The 17,726-nt window shown below is 70.4% G+C and carries 18 protein-coding genes and 2 pseudogenes; 17 read left to right on the forward strand and 3 right to left on the reverse strand.

Features of this window, described 5'->3' with window-relative positions:
- The first annotated feature begins 74 nt into the window (after nt 1-74).
- The 15 genes and pseudogenes from ACFPZJ_RS12290 to ACFPZJ_RS12360 all read left to right on the forward strand — a co-directional run bounded on the left by ACFPZJ_RS12290 (nt 75) and on the right by ACFPZJ_RS12360 (nt 11,257).
- The gene (locus ACFPZJ_RS12290) at nt 75-659 is read left to right on the forward strand and encodes a hypothetical protein (protein ID WP_381021289.1); all 585 of its coding nucleotides are present in this window, start codon (nt 75-77) and stop codon (nt 657-659) included.
- A gap of 146 nt (nt 660-805) precedes the next feature.
- Nucleotides 806-1,132, forward strand: a complete 327-nt coding sequence (locus tag ACFPZJ_RS12295) for an SH3 domain-containing protein (protein ID WP_381020452.1) — start codon at nt 806-808, stop codon at nt 1,130-1,132.
- A gap of 95 nt (nt 1,133-1,227) precedes the next feature.
- Nucleotides 1,228-1,707, forward strand: a pseudogene (locus ACFPZJ_RS12300) (hypothetical protein); the annotation flags it as partial.
- Nucleotides 1,707-2,150, forward strand: coding sequence for a hypothetical protein (locus ACFPZJ_RS12305; RefSeq protein ID WP_381021291.1), 444 nt, complete (start codon nt 1,707-1,709; stop codon nt 2,148-2,150). The pseudogene ACFPZJ_RS12300 and the gene ACFPZJ_RS12305, both read left to right, overlap by 1 nt.
- A gap of 10 nt (nt 2,151-2,160) precedes the next feature.
- Nucleotides 2,161-2,574 (forward strand): hypothetical protein, encoded by a 414-nt coding sequence (locus tag ACFPZJ_RS12310; protein ID WP_381021292.1) that lies wholly within the window; start codon nt 2,161-2,163, stop codon nt 2,572-2,574.
- A 43-nt stretch (nt 2,575-2,617) separates the two neighbouring features.
- Entirely contained in the window at nt 2,618-3,460 is an 843-nt protein-coding gene (locus tag ACFPZJ_RS12315; RefSeq protein WP_381020453.1) for a winged helix-turn-helix transcriptional regulator, read from the forward strand.
- The gene (locus ACFPZJ_RS12320; RefSeq protein ID WP_381020455.1) at nt 3,457-3,966 is read left to right on the forward strand and encodes a regulator; all 510 of its coding nucleotides are present in this window, start codon (nt 3,457-3,459) and stop codon (nt 3,964-3,966) included. The genes ACFPZJ_RS12315 and ACFPZJ_RS12320 overlap by 4 nt, the downstream gene beginning before the upstream one ends.
- Nucleotides 3,963-5,198, forward strand: coding sequence for an MFS transporter (locus ACFPZJ_RS12325; protein WP_381020457.1), 1,236 nt, complete (start codon nt 3,963-3,965; stop codon nt 5,196-5,198). Before ACFPZJ_RS12320 ends, ACFPZJ_RS12325 begins: the two co-directional genes overlap by 4 nt.
- Nucleotides 5,199-5,231: 33 nt before the next feature.
- Nucleotides 5,232-5,534 carry a hypothetical protein gene (locus ACFPZJ_RS12330; RefSeq protein ID WP_381020458.1) on the forward strand — a complete coding sequence of 101 codons (303 nt, stop codon included), beginning with the start codon at nt 5,232-5,234 and terminating at the stop codon, nt 5,532-5,534.
- Between the two features lie 208 nt (nt 5,535-5,742).
- Nucleotides 5,743-6,969 carry an ATP-grasp domain-containing protein gene (locus ACFPZJ_RS12335; RefSeq protein ID WP_381021294.1) on the forward strand — a complete coding sequence of 409 codons (1,227 nt, stop codon included), beginning with the start codon at nt 5,743-5,745 and terminating at the stop codon, nt 6,967-6,969.
- Nucleotides 6,966-8,111: an MFS transporter gene (locus ACFPZJ_RS12340; RefSeq protein WP_381020460.1), complete on the forward strand. Its 1,146-nt coding sequence runs from the start codon at nt 6,966-6,968 to the stop codon at nt 8,109-8,111. The genes ACFPZJ_RS12335 and ACFPZJ_RS12340 overlap by 4 nt, the downstream gene beginning before the upstream one ends.
- Entirely contained in the window at nt 8,108-8,728 is a 621-nt protein-coding gene (locus ACFPZJ_RS12345) for an HAD-IA family hydrolase (RefSeq protein WP_381020462.1), read from the forward strand. The genes ACFPZJ_RS12340 and ACFPZJ_RS12345 overlap by 4 nt, the downstream gene beginning before the upstream one ends.
- A 30-nt stretch (nt 8,729-8,758) precedes the next feature.
- A complete protein-coding gene (locus tag ACFPZJ_RS12350) occupies nt 8,759-9,628 on the forward strand; it encodes an SPDY domain-containing protein (protein ID WP_381020463.1) in 870 nt (289 codons plus the stop codon).
- Nucleotides 9,629-9,659: 31 nt separating this feature from the next.
- The gene (locus ACFPZJ_RS12355; protein WP_381020464.1) at nt 9,660-10,148 is read left to right on the forward strand and encodes a hypothetical protein; all 489 of its coding nucleotides are present in this window, start codon (nt 9,660-9,662) and stop codon (nt 10,146-10,148) included.
- 65 nt (nt 10,149-10,213) lie between these two features.
- Nucleotides 10,214-11,257: an MSCRAMM family protein gene (locus ACFPZJ_RS12360; RefSeq protein WP_381020465.1), complete on the forward strand. Its 1,044-nt coding sequence runs from the start codon at nt 10,214-10,216 to the stop codon at nt 11,255-11,257.
- Nucleotides 11,258-11,459: 202 nt separating this feature from the next.
- On the opposite strand, the pseudogene ACFPZJ_RS12365 reads toward ACFPZJ_RS12360, so the two are convergent.
- From ACFPZJ_RS12365 to ACFPZJ_RS12375, 3 genes and pseudogenes are all read right to left on the reverse strand, one after another.
- Nucleotides 11,460-11,858, reverse strand: a pseudogene (locus ACFPZJ_RS12365) (DUF2267 domain-containing protein).
- 391 nt (nt 11,859-12,249) lie between these two features.
- A complete protein-coding gene (locus ACFPZJ_RS12370) occupies nt 12,250-13,773 on the reverse strand; it encodes a gamma-glutamyltransferase (RefSeq protein ID WP_381020467.1) in 1,524 nt (507 codons plus the stop codon).
- Between the two features lie 145 nt (nt 13,774-13,918).
- A complete protein-coding gene (locus ACFPZJ_RS12375) occupies nt 13,919-16,486 on the reverse strand; it encodes a GIY-YIG nuclease family protein (protein WP_381020469.1) in 2,568 nt (855 codons plus the stop codon).
- Between the two features lie 490 nt (nt 16,487-16,976).
- Here ACFPZJ_RS12375 and ACFPZJ_RS12380 point away from each other — a divergent pair, with 490 nt between their 5' ends.
- Together ACFPZJ_RS12380 and ACFPZJ_RS12385 are read left to right on the forward strand one after the other, a co-directional pair.
- On the forward strand, nt 16,977-17,330 hold the full coding sequence (locus ACFPZJ_RS12380) for an SPDY domain-containing protein (RefSeq protein ID WP_381020471.1): 354 nt from the start codon (nt 16,977-16,979) through the stop codon (nt 17,328-17,330).
- 96 nt (nt 17,331-17,426) lie between these two features.
- Entirely contained in the window at nt 17,427-17,717 is a 291-nt protein-coding gene (locus ACFPZJ_RS12385; RefSeq protein WP_381020473.1) for a hypothetical protein, read from the forward strand.
- Nucleotides 17,718-17,726: the final 9 nt, after the last annotated feature.

Here is a 17,726-nt window from a genome sequence, read left to right on the forward strand (position 1 = left end):
GCCCCGAGCCGGCTGTAACCCGGCCCTGTGGCTACGCGACGCCCTGCAAGCCGTGGGAGCCGTGAACCTGCGCCATCGCGGCGCGCAGCTACTACGTCCTGTTCGACCGCACCGCCACCTGGGGACACCCCGGCGTGCCGCAGGTGCTCGCCGTGCATCCGCAACGGGACCACAAGAGGCGGACGTTCAGCTTCGAGCATGCCCCTCTACCGCTGCCCGCGATGGCACAGTCCTGGCTCATCCACCGTGGCTGTCCGCCCGATGCCATCGCCCTCGCCCCGCTGGGCCCGCCGCCGGCGGACGAGGCCACGCGAGCCCTGGAGCGACGCCTCGCCGGCAACGGCGACCACTACGCCATGGGCTACTCCTACACCAGCGACGACCCGGAAGACATCGTCATCGTCGTGGCCCTGCGCGCCCTGGACGAGCGAGCCCCCTCACCGTTCCGCGTCGTGGTCGAAGAGGTCGACACCGAGACGTGGACGCACACCCTGCGCGAGGGCGGCTTCGACACGCTCGGCGAGGCACCGCAGTGGTGCGACGACCGCCTCACCGGCGAGTCCGGCCCTCTCCCGCCGGTCCGCCCGGCAGCCGCCGCCAGCCGCCCGGCCGGCTTGCCGAAGGCCCCTGCGCCGCGCCCGCCCGGCCGCTCACGCTGAGCGTCAAAGCCGACCAGGGCGGCGCAACATAGCCGACGATCGCCGGTTAGCCAAACCGGCGATTCTCCGGACTCTTATACAGCCGCCGGGACAACCCTGCGGCACTTTCCCCGCAATCCCTATGCCTTCACGGAGGTTTCTTCCGCATGCGCTCCACCCGAATTGCCATATCCGCGGCCATGCTCGGCGCCCTCGCTCTGCCGGTGCTGTCCGCCACCACCGCCAGCGCGACCCCCGCGAGCAGCTGCTCGTCCCAGCCGCCGCTGCCGTACGAGGTGCACACCGCGGCCGTGACCATTCGGTCCAAGGCCACCACGCATTCCACCGCGCTCGGCGTGCTCTACAAGAGCCACCGCTTCAGCGTGCACAAGAAGAGCGGCAACTGGCTCTACATCACGGACAAGACGACCGGCGTCAACGGCTGGGTTTCCGGCACGTACGTCTACCGCGACGTCCGGATGTGCCTGGACTGACAGGCCCAAGCAGGTGCGCGTAAGCGGCTGAGCCACCGGGTACGGCAGTCCCCCATTCCCCAGGGATCGGCCTTTTGAGAACAGGAGATTTCCCTTTGCCCGATGGCATATCCGATGAGTCCGAGGATGTCGTGGGCGTGCTCACCGAACGGATCGAAGCGCGTTTCGGCATGGGCATGGACCAGTTGAAGTCCGCGGTCGCCGCCGCGCCGACCGCGAATCCCGACGCCACCGACGTCGTCAAGTGGCACGGCCTTCTCGTCGAGGCCCAGTCCGTGCTGGACCGTGCGGAGGACGATCTTGTTGCTGCGCTGCAGACCCAGCCCAGCGAGGTCGACGATCCGACGATGGGCCTCGCCCACCGGGTGAACGCGGCCGTCACCGCCCGCGACGGCCGGGCCATGGTCGTGCGGTGGCTCCTCGACCCGGACGCTCCGGGGAAGAAGGACCTTGCCGCCCAGCGCCTCGCCCGCCTCCGGCCCCGCACCGGCCCGGCGGTGCAGACCAGCGCTCCCCACCGTCCCGCCGGTACATCCGCACCGGCGTCGGCGTGGCGGTCGACGAGGGCCGCCCGATTAGCCGGGACAAGGCCAGCACCATGGACGACGACCTGCAGAAGGTCTTCGGCAAGCCGGTACCCGAGCTGTACGAGGCGGCTGCCGGCCAGGATGCTTCCCCCGCGCTCACCCGTGCCCTGGAGCTGCGTTCGTTCCTGGCGCTCACCGAGGAGCAGGTCGCCCGCGTCCGCGACCGCGTCCACGCCGACATGGACCCGGACCGCGACATGGGCGAACTGTCGGCGGACAAGCTCCGCTTCGACGCGCAGTGGCTGGAAGCAGCCCTGGAGGCCCGCGACGGCTACCGCGCCGCCCTCGGCGAACTGCTGCGCACCATGCCCCCGCCTGCCCAGCAGGAACGTCCCGTCCGCACGGCACAGTTCAGGGCCATCGCGACCCTGCCCCCGTCTGCCGCCCCGGCACCCCAGCGTGCCGGGGCGGCCCGGGCCCGCCGACCGTGAAAGCCCACGCTTGCCCCACCTCACGTCCACCGACATAGCCGGACGGATCGAGGACCTGTACGGCGCGCCGTTCGCCGACCTCGAAGCCCACGCCCAGGACCAGCCGCCCGGCATGCTCTCCGCCCTGCTCGGCATGCACGAGGGCCTCGCCCTCGCCGAGCGCAGCATCGACGTCCACCGCGACCACCTCGCCCGGCTGCTCCACCCCGAGCGGCAGATCGGCCCGCACGAGGTCTCCCACCTCCTCGACGGTGCACGCCGGCTAGCCGAAGCCGTCGCCGTCCGCGACGTCCATGCCAAGTCGGCCGCCGCCGTTCTGCAAAGCCTGGCCCGCGTCCCAGCCCCCACGCATGCCCCGCCGGCTTGCTCGCCGCCCGTTCCGGCTCCACCTGTTGCGGCGCCGAGCCCGGCGCACAGCCGCTGACCCCAGGCGATCCCTCTCTTTCCTTCACCCAGGAGCTCCTCCCTTGGCCATCACCGCTCTGCCCCCTGACACCGACGCCGACATCGCCCGGGTCACCGAGGCCCTTGCCATGATCACCCCGCGCTGGAACGTGAGGATCCTCCTGGCCCTCTCCGGCCCGCCGCTGCGCTACAGCGAGCTGGCGGCCAAGGTGTCCTGGCTGCAGAACGGCCAGCTCCACCCCAAGCTCAAGTCGCTGTGCGATGCCGGACTCGTCGAACGCACCGAACACACCGCACGGCACGTGACCTACCGCCACACCGAACGCGGTGCGGCCCTGCTGCAGGTCCTGCCGGTGATCGTCACCTGGGCCGAGGAACACCTGGAGAAGGCGGACCGCCCGCTGCCCGCGATCGAGCAGATCGAGGACAGCCTGACCCTGCTCACCCGGCGCCACGCCGCCGCCATCCTGTGGGTGCTCAAGTCCCGGCAGGAGGTCAGCGGCCGGGCCCTGGCCCGGATCGTGATGCCCAGCAGCGATTGGACCAACATCTACCCGCCGCTGCGGCAGCTCGTCGCCGACGGCCTGGTCGACACCGAGGGCATCGGCCAGCCCTACCGGCTGTCCGCAGCCGGCGATGGCCTTGGCCCCGTGCTCGGAGCCCTGTCCGCCTGGTCCGCCGGGCAGCCCCTCGACCAGGCGTCCCACCATCCGGTCTGGGGACACCCGCAGGCGACGCCCGCGCCGAGGCCGTGGCTCAGCAGCCAGCCACGGCCGGCCCCCGCGGCGCTCCCACCCGTTCGCACGACCGGATCCTCTCCGGCGTGGCACCACCGCGATCTCTTCTCGCACGCCCCGACCGCCCGCCCGAAGGCAGCCATCCCGGCGGGAGGCCCGCGCCGATGAGCACCCCCTTCACCCCTGCCGAAGTACGCCACGCCGTCGAACTTCTCGCCTCGCGCTCCTTGATCCGCCTGGTCACCGAGATCGACGACAACGGCGCCATACCGCCGCGACGGCTGGCCGGCACCCTGCCCGACCTCTCCACACACCACCTGCGAAGCGCCTCCGACACGGCCCGCACCCACGGTCTCATCCGGGTCGCGTCCGGCGCCGGTCTGGAACTCACCGACAGTGGATCGGAGTTGGCCGACCTGTACGACGCGGTGGCGCGCTGGGCCCGACGTCACGCCGTCCCGGCCCCCGTCTGCGAGTTCAGCCGCCGTGTCCGGCACGTCCTCGACCTGTTGGCGCCCTCGCTCACCACCGAGCACGGCGATGGCCTCGCACCGCTGTCCGCCGTGACCGGCGCCGGGGCGGCGGGCCTTGCCCGTCCCCGCACGCTGCTGATCCAGTGGCTGGCCGCTAACCCCCAGGTGGCCAGGGCGTTCGAGCCTGAGCCGGTCGCGTGAGCGCAGCGGTTACACCCCGGCACGCACGCCACACCGCCGGGCTGCTGCGCGGCATCTACCTGCCGCGCACGGCGGACGCGTTGGCGTTCGCCATGTCCACCTACGGCATCCCGCTGCTGGTCCTGGCCACCACGCGCTCCGCCGCGCTCACGGGAGCGGCGTTCGCGTTGGAGTGGATCCCGAGGCTGGCGGCGTTCGGGTGGGCCGGATCGATCGTCGACCGGCGCGGGGCGTCCGTCGTCTTCCACCTCGCCTCCCTGGGACGTGCGATGGCTCTCGCCGCCGGCGCGGTCCTGCTCCACCTTCACCTGTCCGGCACGGTGGCGAGCGTGACCGTGATGGTGCTCGCGGCGGTCACGGGCGTGCTCACCGAGTTCAGTTACATCGCGGCCGAGACCGCGGGCGCCGCCGCCGGCCGCCGAGCGGGAACGCGGGCCCATCGCGTTCAGGCCGTCCTGCTCGGCATCGACCAGATTGCGACCCTGGCCGGGCCGGCGCTCGCCGCAGTGCTCCTGCTCGCCGGGCCGCCGCCGATGCTCACGGTGATCACCGTGTTGTCGCTTCTCGCCGCCCTGCTCGCCCTGCGCACACCCCCCTCGCCCGTCGCCCCGGCCCGCACGCCGAAGCGGCAGGCCAGCGCCGGGCTGCTCACCGTGTGGCGCACCATCCGATCGCTGCCCGCGCTCGGCTGGCTCGTGACCGGGCTGACCCTGTCCAACCTCGCCACGGGGCTCCTCCAGGCGGCCGGTCCCGTGATCGTCGTTAAGCACTTCGGGCAGTCCACCACCAACGTCGGCCTGGTCTGGTCCGCCGCTGCCGCAGCGACGCTCCTCAGCGTCACCCTCTGCCGGGTTGCGATCGACCGCCTGGGCCTGTGGCCGGTGGGCGCCGCCTGCGCGGCCCTTGCCTCGCTCGCCACCCTCGCCGCCGCCCAAGCCCCCGACTACCTCTCCTACCTTGTCCTGGTCGCGGTCCTCATGGCGGCCGAGGGCGGCATGACGGTGGTGCTGCGCACGCTGCGCTCCCTGCTGATCCCACCGGAGAAGTTCGGCAGCACCCTGTCGGCGACCATCCTCATCCTCCTGCTGCCCTACCCCGTCGCTGGCGTACTGACCGCGCTCACGCCGCCCGACGCACTGGGCCACGTCATCACCGCTTGCGCCGTCCTGCAGGGCCTCGGACTGGCCCTCGCCTTCACGCGCCTGCGCACCGACCCAGCCCTGCGCACCTGACCCTGCACTTTCCCCCAGCCTGTGGAGAACCCCATGCCCACCGCCGTCTCCAGGATGAACCGTGCGAGCGGTCGCACCATCACCGAGCGGTTCCACGCCTTCGACACGCAGAACCCGCGTGTCTACCGCGCCCTGGAACGCATGGCCGCCCGCCGCCTGGCCGCAGGCGCCACACGCGTCGGCGTAAAGGACCTCTTCGAAGACCTGCGCCGCCAACTCCCGTACGGAGTCGCCGGGCTGAACAACAACTTCACCGCCCTCTACGCCCGGCGGCTGATCGCCGCGCACCCGAACTGGGCCAGCGCGTTCGAGCTGCGCCGCAGCCGGGCCGACTGACAGCTCCCCGTCCGTTTCCTCCCCTCTGAGCACCCGGCCCTGCACCGACTACGCCGCTCAGCCCCGCCTGTCCCGCTCGCGCTGGAGCAGGCGGGGCAGGCGCAGCGTTCCTCGGCCGCCGAGGTCCGCCGTCCACACATCCACGCCCCCTCCGAGGAGCCCTTTCTTGTCCGACCGCCCTGTCGTCCTGGTCGTCGCTGCATCCGACATGGAGGCCGAGGCGTACCGCGGGTACTGCCTTCAGTCCGTGGCCGCCGCCTACGACATCGTCCTGATCACCGGCGAAGAGCCCTCCTGGGAGACGCCGTACCTGCGGGACTGCGTGGTCGTGCCCGACCCGACCGACCAGGCGGCGCTGTCCGCCGCCGGCCGGGCCCTGGCCGACCGCTACGACCTGGCAGGCGTGTTCACTTGGACCGAGTGGTACCTCGTCCCGGTCGCCCGCCTCGCGCGCCAGCTCGGCCTGCCCACCACCGTCCCGGAGGCCATGCAGGCATGCCGTAACAAGGCCACCTCCCGTGCATTGTTCGCCCGGCACGGGGTTCCGTCGGCTGCCTCGGTGAGCGTGCGCACGCCTGCCGAGGCCGAGGCAGCGGCCGAGCGGATCGGCTACCCGGTCGTGCTGAAGCCCGCCGCGCACGCGGCCAGCATCGGGGTGATCCGCGCCGACATCCCCGAACAGCTCACCGCCGCCTTCGCGTTCGCCGACCAGGCGGCCGGGCTGGGGCTCGAGTCCACCAGCGTGCTGGTGGAGGAATATCTCGACGGGCCCGAGGTGTCGGCCGAGTGTGTCACCTACAGCGGTGAGACCACCGTGGTGGCCGTCACCCGCAAGACGGTCAGCGCCCCGCCGTATTTCGAGGAACTGGCCCACTCCGTCGACGCCGCCGACCCGCTGCTCGACCTGGTCGCCCCGGCGGCACGCGCCGCGATCCACGCCCTGGGGATCACCGACGGCGTCTCCCATGTCGAGATGCGGCTGGTCGACGGCAGGCCGCGGCTGGTCGAGGTCAACGGCCGGATCGCCGGCGACATGATCGGCCACCTCGTCCAGCTCGCCACCGGCATCGACCTACCGCGCGCCGCCGCCGACATCGCCTGCGGCCGTGCCCCCGACCTCACCCCGACCCGGTCCTCGGCCGCCGCGATCCAGCTGCTCTACCCCGACACCTCCGGAACCCTGCTCCGCCTCGGATTCGACGGCGTCAGCCCGCGCTGGCTGGAACGCGTGCACTTCCAGCACCAGGTCGGCGACCAACTGCTCCTCCCGGCCGACGGCGGCAACATGTTCACCGCCCGTATCGGCTACCTGATCACCACCGCGCCCACCGCGGACCTCGCCCAGGACCGGGCCCAGCAGGCTGTGCGCCATCTGCAGGTCGACGTGGCGCCCCGCACAACCGACGAGCCTGTTCCAGGTGGCCGCCCTGCATGAGCTGCACCGACGCTTCCGTTCGCCGCAGCCGTGTCCTGCTGACCGGCTACTTCTTCGGCCTGGGCGTGGTGATGGCGGTCTGGGGCGCCCGGATGCCTGCCGTCCAGCACGCCGCCCACCTCACCACCGCCGGCCTGTCCCTCGTCCTGCTCGCCGCAGCCCTCGGCATGGTTGCCGGACTGCAGGCCGGCGGTCGGCTCGCCCGGCCCGACCGACTCCCCTTGCTCCTGATCGGCGGAGCGGTCGCACTGGCAGCGGCCCTCGCCCTGCTCGGGCAGTGCCGGACGCTGGCCTCGCTACTCGCGGCGGCCCTTGCCTTCGGTGCCGCGCACGGTGTCCTGGACGTCGCCGCCAACACCGCGGCGGTCCGCTGCCAGAACGCCGCCGACCGGCCGGTCATGTCCTCCCTGCACGCCGCGTACTCGATCGGCGCCCTGGGCGGTGCCGCCCTGGCCGCCGCCACGGCCCGCACAGCCCACAGCACCCTGTTCCTGGCCACCGGGCTCACGCTGACCGCGACCGTGCTCGTGGCCAGCCCGCGCACCCTCGCACTGAGCGGCGCCGACCAGCCTAAGCTCCCCGAGCCCCAGGAGCCCGGTCAGGGCAGGGCGGGAGGTGTGTGGCTGTTGGGGGCGCTGGCGGCTGCCAGCCTGCTGGGCGAAGGGGCGGCAGCCGACTGGGCCGCAGTCCACCTGCACACGCTGCACGCCACAACCGCCCTCAGCGCGACAGCGTTCGCCCTCTACAGCACGGGCATGGCGATCGGCCGGCTCACCGGCGACCGCGTCACCGCCGCCATCGGCGCCCCTGCCGTGGTCCGCACCGGCGCTGCGCTCGCCGCCGCCGGACTGGCCACCGGCGTCCTGGTCGACAGCGTGCCTGCGGCGCTGGCCGGCTGGGCGGTCTTCGGACTCGGCCTGTCCGGCACCGTGCCCTCCCTGATCACCGCCGCCGGCAGACACGGCCCAAGAGCCGTCGCCACGATCTCCGTCACCGGCTACCTCGGCCTCCTCGCCGGCCCCGCCGTCATCGGCGCCCTCGCCAGCGCCACCACCTTGCCCACGGCCCTGCTGCTGCCCGCCCTCCTCGCAGCCGCTCTCGCCGCCCTCACCCGCCGAGCCCTGGAGAACACCGCCCCTTGACCCGCCCCACCGGCCCCGACGCCGTCATCCTCGACTACAACGGCGTCCTCGGCCTGCAGCCCACCCGCGCCCAGTGGCTACGGCTGGCCCGTACCGCTTCCTGGCCCGAAGACGATCTCGCAGCATTCCAGCGCGCCTTCTGGAACGCCCGCGACCTCTACGACGCCGGCCAGCTCAGCGACCTGGCGTACTGGGCCCGCGTCCTCGGCTCCCACCCCGGCCCCCGCCTGTTGCGCGAACTCCTTGCCGCAGACACCGACATGTGGACCGCGACCGACGCCAGTGTCCTGTCCGTCCTGCGCCGCGCCCATGCCACCGGACTGCCGATGGTGCTGTTGTCCAACGCACCCGCCCACCTCAGTACCGTGCTCGACACCCACGACTGGCGCCGCATGATGACCCAGGCGCTCTACTCGGCCCGCCTCCAGCTGTGCAAGCCCGACCCGGCCACCTACCAGCAGGCGCTGCACGCCACCGGGGTCCGTGATCCACGACGTGTCCTGTTCGTGGACGACCGCGCCCACAACTGCCAGGCCGCCGCCCGCTTGGGCCTTCGCACGCTGCACTACACCGGCTCCACCGACGCCCTCCGAACAGCCTTGCTGCCCGCTGCCTGACTCATCCGCCTCGCCGCTACTGAGGAACCCGTGTCCCTCCACGACGACCTTCACACGCTCGACGGAGACGTCTTCGTCTCCCCACGCCATCTCGCCAGCAGCACCTTCACCGGCGACCCCGCCCTCACCCCGCTCCTCGACCATGGCTGGGACCTCCAGCACGACGACCTCGGCAACGTGTACGTGAACTCCCCCGACCGGCGCGTGCGCCTGGGCTACCTGCCCGAAGGCGAGGACGACGGACTCTGGCGCATCAACGCCCACAAGGACCCGTTCGGCCCGCCGACATGGGGCGTCTGTTTCAACGACCGCGTCCCCACCGAGTTCGTCCAGGCGTTCACCACCGCGCTCGCCACCGCCTACGAGCAGGGGCCGGACGCCTACCTCGCCCGGCCGGTTACCGGGATCCACGAGCACGATCCCTTCCTCGCCGTCGTCCCGCTCCTGCAGCAGGGCTGGGAGATCGACCGTCCCCGCTGGGGCGTCTTCGCCGTCCAAGCCCCGGACGGGCTCGCCGGCATGGAGTTCACCACCGGCGACCTCGATCCGGAAGCCGAGCTGACCACCCGTGACGCCCGCTGGCAGCTGTGGGCGGGAAAATCCATCGACCGGCCCGTCTGGTACGCGACGGCCAGCACCGACACCCCCGTCGCCCTGCTCACCGCCGTTACGCAGTGCGTCGCCGATCCGGCCCCGCTTCCCCGGTGGCGCCAGGACACCCTCAGCTACATCGAGGGCATGGCCCAGCTCACCCCCATCGTTCCCCCGCAGCCGCCAGCCCCTACCCCGCTCGACGTGCAGCGGGCTGCCGCATCCCGCCGCCCGGCCGCGCTGCCCGCGGCCAGCGTCCCACGCTGGAGCACCACCAGCCGACCGGCCCTGCCCGGCCCGCGCCGATGACGCCGGCCCCACCCCCGACCGGAGATTCCTCTTGTCCCTGCAGGCCGCCGAGTTCTTCGCCGAGCTGTGCCTTCCCTTACACGACTTCGCCGTCGTAGGAGCCACCTACTTCGCCGTGCCGGTCCCGGGCGCACCGCTGCGGCTGCGAATCGACTTCACCGCCACCATCCACGCGGACACCTACGGCGGTCTTCGTGTAGCGGTCATCCACCCGGACCGCGGTGAAATCGACGCGGTCGCCCTCAGCTTCCTCGATCACGGCACCTTCCACCGCCGCGACGAAGCCCACAACACCCAGCCGAACACCAAGCAGTACAGCACGTTCCGCACCTACCGCTATCCCGGCCGTCCACCGTGGGAGGGAGCCGTCACCACCGGGCTGCGCGACGCCATCGAGCAGTACACCGCCGTCTGGTTCCCCGGCGCCTGGGCCGCGTCCATGCCGAACCGCACCGCGGGTCGTTCCTCGCACCGGGCGCCCGCCCCGCTGGCCACCCGCAGCCAAGCCCGCACCCGCTGAGTCCTGACCTGGATCCCCGTCCGGTGACCGACCTTCCACCAACTGATCAAGGAGTCCCCTTCCTCGTGCACGCTCGTTTCGTCCGTGGCGCCGTCCGATCCGCCGCCGTCGCCGCCGCAGTGACCGGCACCCTCACCTGGGCGCCGGCCGCGAACGCCCAGCCCTCCGAATCGACACCCTCGACCTCGGCAGTCGCTGCCGACACGCCGGCCGCGGACGCGGGCAGCGTCGAGATCACCACCAGGGACACGGCCGGAGATGTGCTCCCCGGCGCCGCGTTCCTGCTGCTCGACTCAGCCGGTCAGGAGGACGGGCGCGGGACAACCGACGCGCAGGGGAAGCTGACCTTCCCCGACCTCACGCCGGGCGTCTACCGGCTCAAGGAGACGGCCTCCGGCAGCCCGCTCCACGAGGTTGTCGCCGACCAAGACGTCATCGTCACGCCCGGGGTGACCACGCGGCTGACGATCACGGACTCGTTCAAGGCCGCCAAGGTCCTCCTGCAGGCCAAGGACGACAAGACCGGCAAGCTCCTGCCCGGCGCGACCGTGAACATCGGCACCGGCACCTCGACGCTGCTCACCCTGACGACCGGGGCCAAGGGCACGGCCTCCGGGGAACTGCCGGTGTCGAGCCGGAAGACGGAGTTCTGGGTCAAGCAGGTCAAGGCACCCGCCGGATACGACCTACACAAGCCGTCCAAGACGTTCTCCGCGGGCCCCGGCGCACCGGTGACTGTGACCGTCACCAACACCAAGGCCGCGACCAGCCCGAAGCCCCACACCTCGGACAAGCCGACCACCGAGCCCACCGGTACCCCGTCCACACCTGCGGATAGGCCGGGCAGCGAGACCGGCGGGGTCAAGCCCTCCGCGCCGGGCACCGGCACGCCGGATAGCGACCCTTCGTCCACCGCAGCCGCAGTCCCGGACGGCGGCTCCACGCCGGCGACCCCGGCAGGCTCCCTCGCCCACACCGGTGCCGACGGAACCCCTTGGATCGCCGCAGGCGCGGGGATCCTCATCGTTGCCGGCGCCGTCACCCTGGTCGCTGTGCGCCGTCGTAGGGCTGCCGAGTCCGGGACCGACGACAACAGCAAGACCAACTAGCCGAAGATCAACCACCGCCAGCAGGTTCCCGTGAAGCGCATCCGGGAGCCTGCTGGCGTTTATCGACGCCGAACCGCTGCCCCACCTCTGGCACGTGCGGCGTGCCGCCGCTATGCCTGGCCTGGCATAGCGCAGGCCGGTCCGCGCGTGGACCGTTCGCACCGGCACGGCCGAGCGCTGTGTCGTGCTGCGCCCCGACTGGTCAGGCTGGCTGGGGGCGACCGAAGAGAAGGTCGTAGCCCGCGGGGGAGCTGCAGCAGGATCCGGTTCAGCAGGTCGTCGCCAGCGATGTCGGCGACGACGCTGAGCACGGCGCTGACATCCCAGGCCGCGGTCTGCTCAGTGGCGCCCTCGATCCAGGCCGCTGTCGCCCGGACGAACCTTTCTGGCACAAGCGGTTCGTGTGCCTGGAGCGGGTTGAGCAGGACCAACGCGAGCGTCTCGGGGAGGCGGGCGGCCAGCTCGTTTCGCACCTCGCCCACCAGGTGCGCGCGCCCAGCAGAGCGAGCACGACGCGGGAGGATCGTTCTGCCTCTTCCATGGTCGAGTATTCGCCCCGTTCTTGGACCGCTGCCAGGAACGCGTCCCAGTTCACACGCATGATCCCCTCCCGAACGAGCGGGCGGGCACCACCGCGAGGGGCTGCCGCACGGGCGGCAGCCCCGTCTCCCGACTTGCGACCGTCGCTGTCGAATCAGCCGCGCTCAGAGCCGTAGGCGACGGCGCGAAGCCCTCGCAGTTCTGCCCGGCCGCTGCCGGGCAGCCCTCGCGGCAGCGGCCAGAGATCCCATTGCGAACACCCTTCGGTCTACCCCGATACCTTGATCGATGCCATCACGCGCCCGACTGTTCAGCTACGCCCCCACAGCGGCGAATCGGCTCTGTGCGTTCGGTGCTCCAACCGCCAGGCGCCAGCTGCCGCCTGTCATGCCGGCAAGGGGAGCTGCTCCTTGGCGCACCCCCGCACGCTTGGTATCGGCTGATGTGGAGATTTAGGCGCGTGCCGGGGGCAGGTCGTAGCGGCTGACCGCCAGGTACGTCTCTGGTGTCGCCGCTTCGAGGAGGCTCTCGTCGCCTTCCAGGTCGAGTGCCGGCTCCTGGGATCGGCGCAGCAGGCTGCTCCAGTCGCTCGTCGCACCCCGCTCGTAGGCGTCGCGGAGCAGGAGGCGCAGCCGGGGGCGGGCTTCCTCCTGCTGCTCGCGGAAGATCCGCCGCTGGGTGAGCCGCTGTTCTTCCTGGGCTTCGTCGCTGAGCTCTTGGTCACCACTCGGCTCGTCCTCGGCGCGCAGTCCTGGAGTGCGCCGGGCGATGGCGAGGTCTTCCTCATGGAGGCGCTCGCAGGCGGCGAAGAGCTTCCGGGACATGCCGAGGTGCACTTCGGTTCCGGGGATGCGGCAGGTGAGGAAGTCGTCGAGCCCTATGGAGCGGATACCGGCGCGCAAGGTGTGCTGCTCGGCTTGGAGCGCTGCTCCGCGGGCATCGGCCCGCATGGCGAGGGTGAGGCCGTCGTGCTCCAGGGGCGTGGTGAGTCCGGTGCGCCGACGGCGAGAAGTGCGGTCGGCGGGCACGGGCACCGTGCGCAGTTGCGAGGCGGGAGCGGAGCGCAAGGCGAGGTAGGTGAGCATCTGGGCGCGGGCCGCGCCAATGAGCGCGTCGTCGCTGTCGCCGAGGCGGTCTTCCAGGTTGCCCGCGCCCGCCGCCTCCTCGTCGATGCCAGACCCATCAGGGCTGAGGGGCGGCTGTCCAGGGTGCAGGTCGTGGTCGATGGTGAGGAAGAGATCGTCACCGGGACGTACGGACGCTCCGACCAGGACGGTGCGGTGCGCATACGCGCCGAGGATCTTGCTGCCGGCCGCCAGCTGCGCCCACCCCTTGCGGAGCGTGCCCAGGCCGACGTCGCCACCCTTGGCCTCGATCAGCCAGTACCTCTCCTCTGCCTCGTGGCGCCCCCACAGGTCGGGCAGCTTCTTCTTCGGGTCCTTGAACGTGTCGTACAGAGCGGGGATGGGCCCGCCGAGTTCGAGGTGCTCGGTCTGGCCGAGGCCCAGCAACGAACGGCAGGCCCACTCGGTCATCGTCATGCCCAGCCGGTAGCCGGCGGCGTTCTTCGCGCTGCGCTCGGTGCCGTGCGCGTACACCGGGTTCCAGGTCAGGCGCCGCCCCTTGTACCCAGGCACGGGGTGACGGGGCTCAACGACGTGCGCGCCAAGGTACGCGTACAGCGGAGAGACCCGAGCGACCAGTTCCCCGTGTGCGTAGCGCGGCTGGTTCTGCAGGTGCGGGGTGACGTCCCGGCCGACTTCGGTGGCAGCCTTGATGATCTCCCGCCACGTGGTGGTCGGGGCGTACCAGCCGTCGGCCGCCGGGAACCCGTCCGATCCCGCCCACGCCTTGTGCTTGGCCGTCCGCCACTGCCGCCGAGGCTTCTTCGCGGGTCCGTTTCGGAATAGGACTGGTATGTCGAAGCTGTCGGGGTAGGTCAGCGGCGGCTCGTCGGGGATGTGCGCGGGGATCATGCGGTTCACTCTGGCATGTGCTCAGACCGCTCCCGGAGCCGGGTATCGAGCCGTCTACGGAGCCGCGGCGCAATCGATCCTGCTGGTAATTCAGTCCTGGCGCTGGACATGGACTCGTCGAGCTGGCCCCCATACCGCACGGTACTCAGGAGCGGTCCCGGCGCACGTCCTTTCGCCGTGGTTCGAGTTGAGGGAGCCAGTGCTCGGGCGGCTGGGGATCCGTGGCTGCTACCGCCCAGCCGTCCTCTTCTTGAGGGTTCCGGGGAGCCCAGGTGCGCGGCGGGCGCAGTGCGAGGACATCCTTGACGAGTGCCCCCATAGCATCGGGAAGGTCCCGGTCAGGATCGTTCAGCAGGAGAGGAATACCCAGCGGGCCCCGTTGGGGGGCTGATGTCCGGTAGGTGACCTGGCAGGAGGCGTTCGCTTCGAAGACGACGCCGCGGGCGTCGGTCGGCCCCTCCTCGTCCGAGAACCAGATCAGCCGGTCGCCGGCTACCAGGCGCTCCCTGCCATGGAGCATGCCGTTCCGCACGGTTCCGTCTCTGTCGAGGAAGGGAACGGGGTCCTCGTAAGCGCCGGGATCGTTGTCGCTGATTCCGGCCACGTGCCCGGGGTCATGCGTGGAGTGGATCTCCAGGAGGTCGCCGTCCGCGTGGGCCATCCAGATGTCGAGAACCTCAGCGGACGAGCTGAGTAGATGGGGGTACGCGGTGAGCACGAACAACTGCCCTGCCCTCAGGGGCAGGACGACTCGGTCATTCGCGGGCAGGCGATGCAGCGCAGGGATCGGCTCCCAGCTGTTGATACCGGTTACCTCCCTCTGGCACCGGCGGATCGCCTCGATGGCCGTGTCCAGGGAGACGCGGAAAAACTCCTTGCTTGCGTTAACGCGTTGGGCGGTGAGGAGGCGGTGGACAGCCTGTTCGACGTCTTTGGGCCGGGACGTGTGGGCCCTGAAGAGCACGTCGAAGGGGAAGGGGACCGATGTGCCCGACAGGTTCTTGGCTCGGTCCTCCGCGAGCAGGTCTGTGTAGCCGATCTTGAGCATGTCCGGGAAGGCAGGGTTCCGCTGGACGTACACGAACCCAGTGGTCCGAGGAAGGGGCAGAGGAGTCCCGTTGCCCGTCTTCCGTGAGCTGCCGGTTTTCTGCCTCTTGGTGCCCCTGGAGAACCCGGAGAGCGTGACTGGCGGGTCGGACGACAGTACTTCGATCCCACCTTTGAGGTTGTGACGGGATGAGACGGTGATGCGGCGTCCCGAGGAGAAGTGCTCCACCTCAGCGCGGGACAGACAGCGCAACGCTTCTTCGAGCGGTTCGATCCCCTCATGTTCGTCGTAGTCGCGGTTACGGAAGTCTGGCAGGGATCGGGCCAGTGCATTGGTGGCGGCTTCCGTGATCAGACTGGCGAGCTCCGGACCGATGTGTGCGTACACAGTGCCTAGGTGGGTGGACTCGATTTCGTCGTACTCGTTGTGTGCTTGGGCATAGAGGTCGATAGGGACGCCGGCACGCTTCGCGATGAGGAGCAGCTCGCAGGCGTGGCCTGGGTTGTCCAGGTCGAAGACGAAGTGGGCGTGCATGCCCGGGGACTCCGTCCTGGGCTTACGGCAGATGAGTAGAAGGCGGTTCCGATGTTCGGGATCCCGCTCGAAACCGAGGGGCAGCACCCCCTCTGTGAATGCGGCGAGGGCAGCCTCCGCCTCTGCTGCGGTTCGGACGATGATGTTCCACCAGGGCAGAGGGCCGAAGGTGCCGTGTACCGCTTCGGCATCAGGAACACAGGAACTGCCTGGGTACGACTGCCGGAAGTCGAGGGAGTGGTTCAGGAAGGTCTGAATGCAAGCGTCCTGGAAGCGCTCCTGATGGGTGCGCGCCCGCAGCATGTCGCGCTCTGTGTCGCTCAGGCAGCCGATCGCCTCGCCGAGCATCTCTAGCTGCTCGTTGACCAGTTTCAAGGCTCGGGCGATCACTGGCCGCAGAGCGTGATTCTTCCGGAGCTGTCGGCTTACCTCTCGAAGGTGCTCCTTGGCCGCGGTGCAGTAGGCCACATCTGCGCCCAACTTCCATAGGTGCCTGGCCTCGTCGGCGGGAAACTGCGCCAGCCACAGGCGATGAGCGTCGTTGCCCTTCCTGATCAAGGCAACTGAGGCGGCATGCCGCACATGAGCGTCGCGTTCCGCTTCCAGCCTGGACCAGATGGTGTCGGAGTACGCATCAAGAGATATGACTGAGAGAGGCACCAGAGCCTCTCCGGTGCGAGCCTCCACGCCCCAGTGCCGGGCCAGTTCCCTGGCCACCTGGGCGGCGGTCGCCGCGCGGGACGACCGACGTGACCAGTGGTCCAGGAGGAGGGCATACGTGCTCTCTGGATCCGCAGCGCGCAGTCCGAGGCCGAACAGCAGGACGGAACCGACAAGGCCGTCGCGCCCCACGTGCCGGCGGACATGCTCGACCAGGCTGGTGAGTTGATCCGTGTCAGGCTTGGGATCGGCGAAGACCGGGTGCTTTGCCAGCAGTCCCGTGATGTGCGCGGTGGACCGGCCACGCGCGTCCAAGACGGCGATCCGCAGGATCAGGAGGGCACGCAATAGATCCAGATCACTCGGGTTACCGACGATCCGCGCCGGATCCAGCAACGGGTGGTGGCGACCGACAGAGGTGGCAATCCCCGCGCAGATCTTCTGGATCCACTGCTCGCGCAGGTCGGTCAAGCCAGTAGCGGAAGGCACAGCTCTAATCCCCCTGTTAGACAAGGACGGTAATGGAACCCTCTCCGACATCCGCACCGGAGACCGTCCTCGTGAAAGCTCTGCCGGCGCGTGCTGTCGGCGACCTGTGGGACATGCAGGCGCCTGGCAGACGCCATGCCCATCAGCCCTGATGGCCTGGAGGGCCACGGCCAGGCAGCTCATCATCCTGGCCTGTGGCATCTGCGGAGTGTAGGAGGTGCCGCTGACAAGAGACCCGCATCGCGACGTTCCCGCTGACTTCCTCGGGCCCGTGGCGGCGTGGGAAGCCCCCACGACTCGGTTCGCTGTCAAGCGCCTGGATCAGATGCCAGGGCGACTGGCTTCACTGTCCAAGGACGACAGTTCGCCGGGGGCAGACAGGAAAGATCACGGAAAGACTGGCCAACCTGCGCGGGAGCATGTCAACGTAGACGACCTTGCAAGAAACCCCAGGTCAGAGAGGTGATTGTCTGTGACCGTGGCTTCCGTCGGCCCCGGTTTCTCCACCACCGTCGAAGCCCTGCGGCTGCGCGAGTGGCAGCTGGGCCCTGGCCAGCCCACGCTCGTCATGGACCAGTTCTGCGCCGAGGACTTCAACCTCATCGTGGACGACCGTGCGGACGTGCACGTCAGCTCCAAGGACGGCCGGTTCTACCTCGGCTGGTTCCCGCTCGGTCGTCCCGGCACCGACGGCGAGGGATGGAAGATCGCCGTCACCGGAACCGCCAAGGTACCCGGCTACCAGCTGTCGTTCGACACCGAGACGCCGGCCGACATCGTCGCTGCCGCCGTGGCGCGCGTGCTGGAAACCTCACGTCGCATATGACAGTGCAGGCGCCCACGCGTAGTCCTCGCCGGGGGTGGTCGGCTGACGCTGGCCGATTCCATCGCTCACCGTTTTCCTCACCCAAGGAGGCCGTTCATGACGTCCACGGAGATGACCGTCGGCGATCTCATCGACCTGCTGTCCGGTTGCGACCGCAGTGCACCGGTCCGCCAGGCCATGAACCCGTTCTTTCCGATGGCACACCGCTTGGCGCAGGTCGTGCAGTCCGTGGACGAGACCGGCCAGACCGTCGTCTACCTCGCCGAAGGGCGGGACGAGAGCTCACAGCTCGGCCATCTGCCGCCCGAGGTCGCCGTCGCCCTGACCTGGCAGGGCGACACGCAGGCACCCCCGCGCCGCCCCCGCCGCCGTGCTGGCGGCAACTAGACCCGCACC

The sequence above is a fragment of the Streptomyces bullii genome (genome assembly GCF_042657145.1).
Lineage (GTDB): Bacteria > Actinomycetota > Actinomycetes > Streptomycetales > Streptomycetaceae > Streptomyces > Streptomyces bullii.

Coding starts and splice junctions, on each gene's coding strand:
- ACFPZJ_RS12295 (WP_381020452.1), top strand. CDS start 806: ATGCGCTCCACCCGAATTGCCATATCCGCGGCCATGCTCGGCGCCCTC.
- ACFPZJ_RS12320 (WP_381020455.1), top strand. CDS start 3,457: ATGAGCACCCCCTTCACCCCTGCCGAAGTACGCCACGCCGTCGAACTT.
- ACFPZJ_RS12330 (WP_381020458.1), top strand. CDS start 5,232: ATGCCCACCGCCGTCTCCAGGATGAACCGTGCGAGCGGTCGCACCATC.
- ACFPZJ_RS12335 (WP_381021294.1), top strand. CDS start 5,743: ATGGAGGCCGAGGCGTACCGCGGGTACTGCCTTCAGTCCGTGGCCGCC.
- ACFPZJ_RS12340 (WP_381020460.1), top strand. CDS start 6,966: ATGAGCTGCACCGACGCTTCCGTTCGCCGCAGCCGTGTCCTGCTGACC.
- ACFPZJ_RS12370 (WP_381020467.1), bottom strand. CDS start 13,773: ATGATCCCCGCGCACATCCCCGACGAGCCGCCGCTGACCTACCCCGAC.
- ACFPZJ_RS12385 (WP_381020473.1), top strand. CDS start 17,427: ATGACGTCCACGGAGATGACCGTCGGCGATCTCATCGACCTGCTGTCC.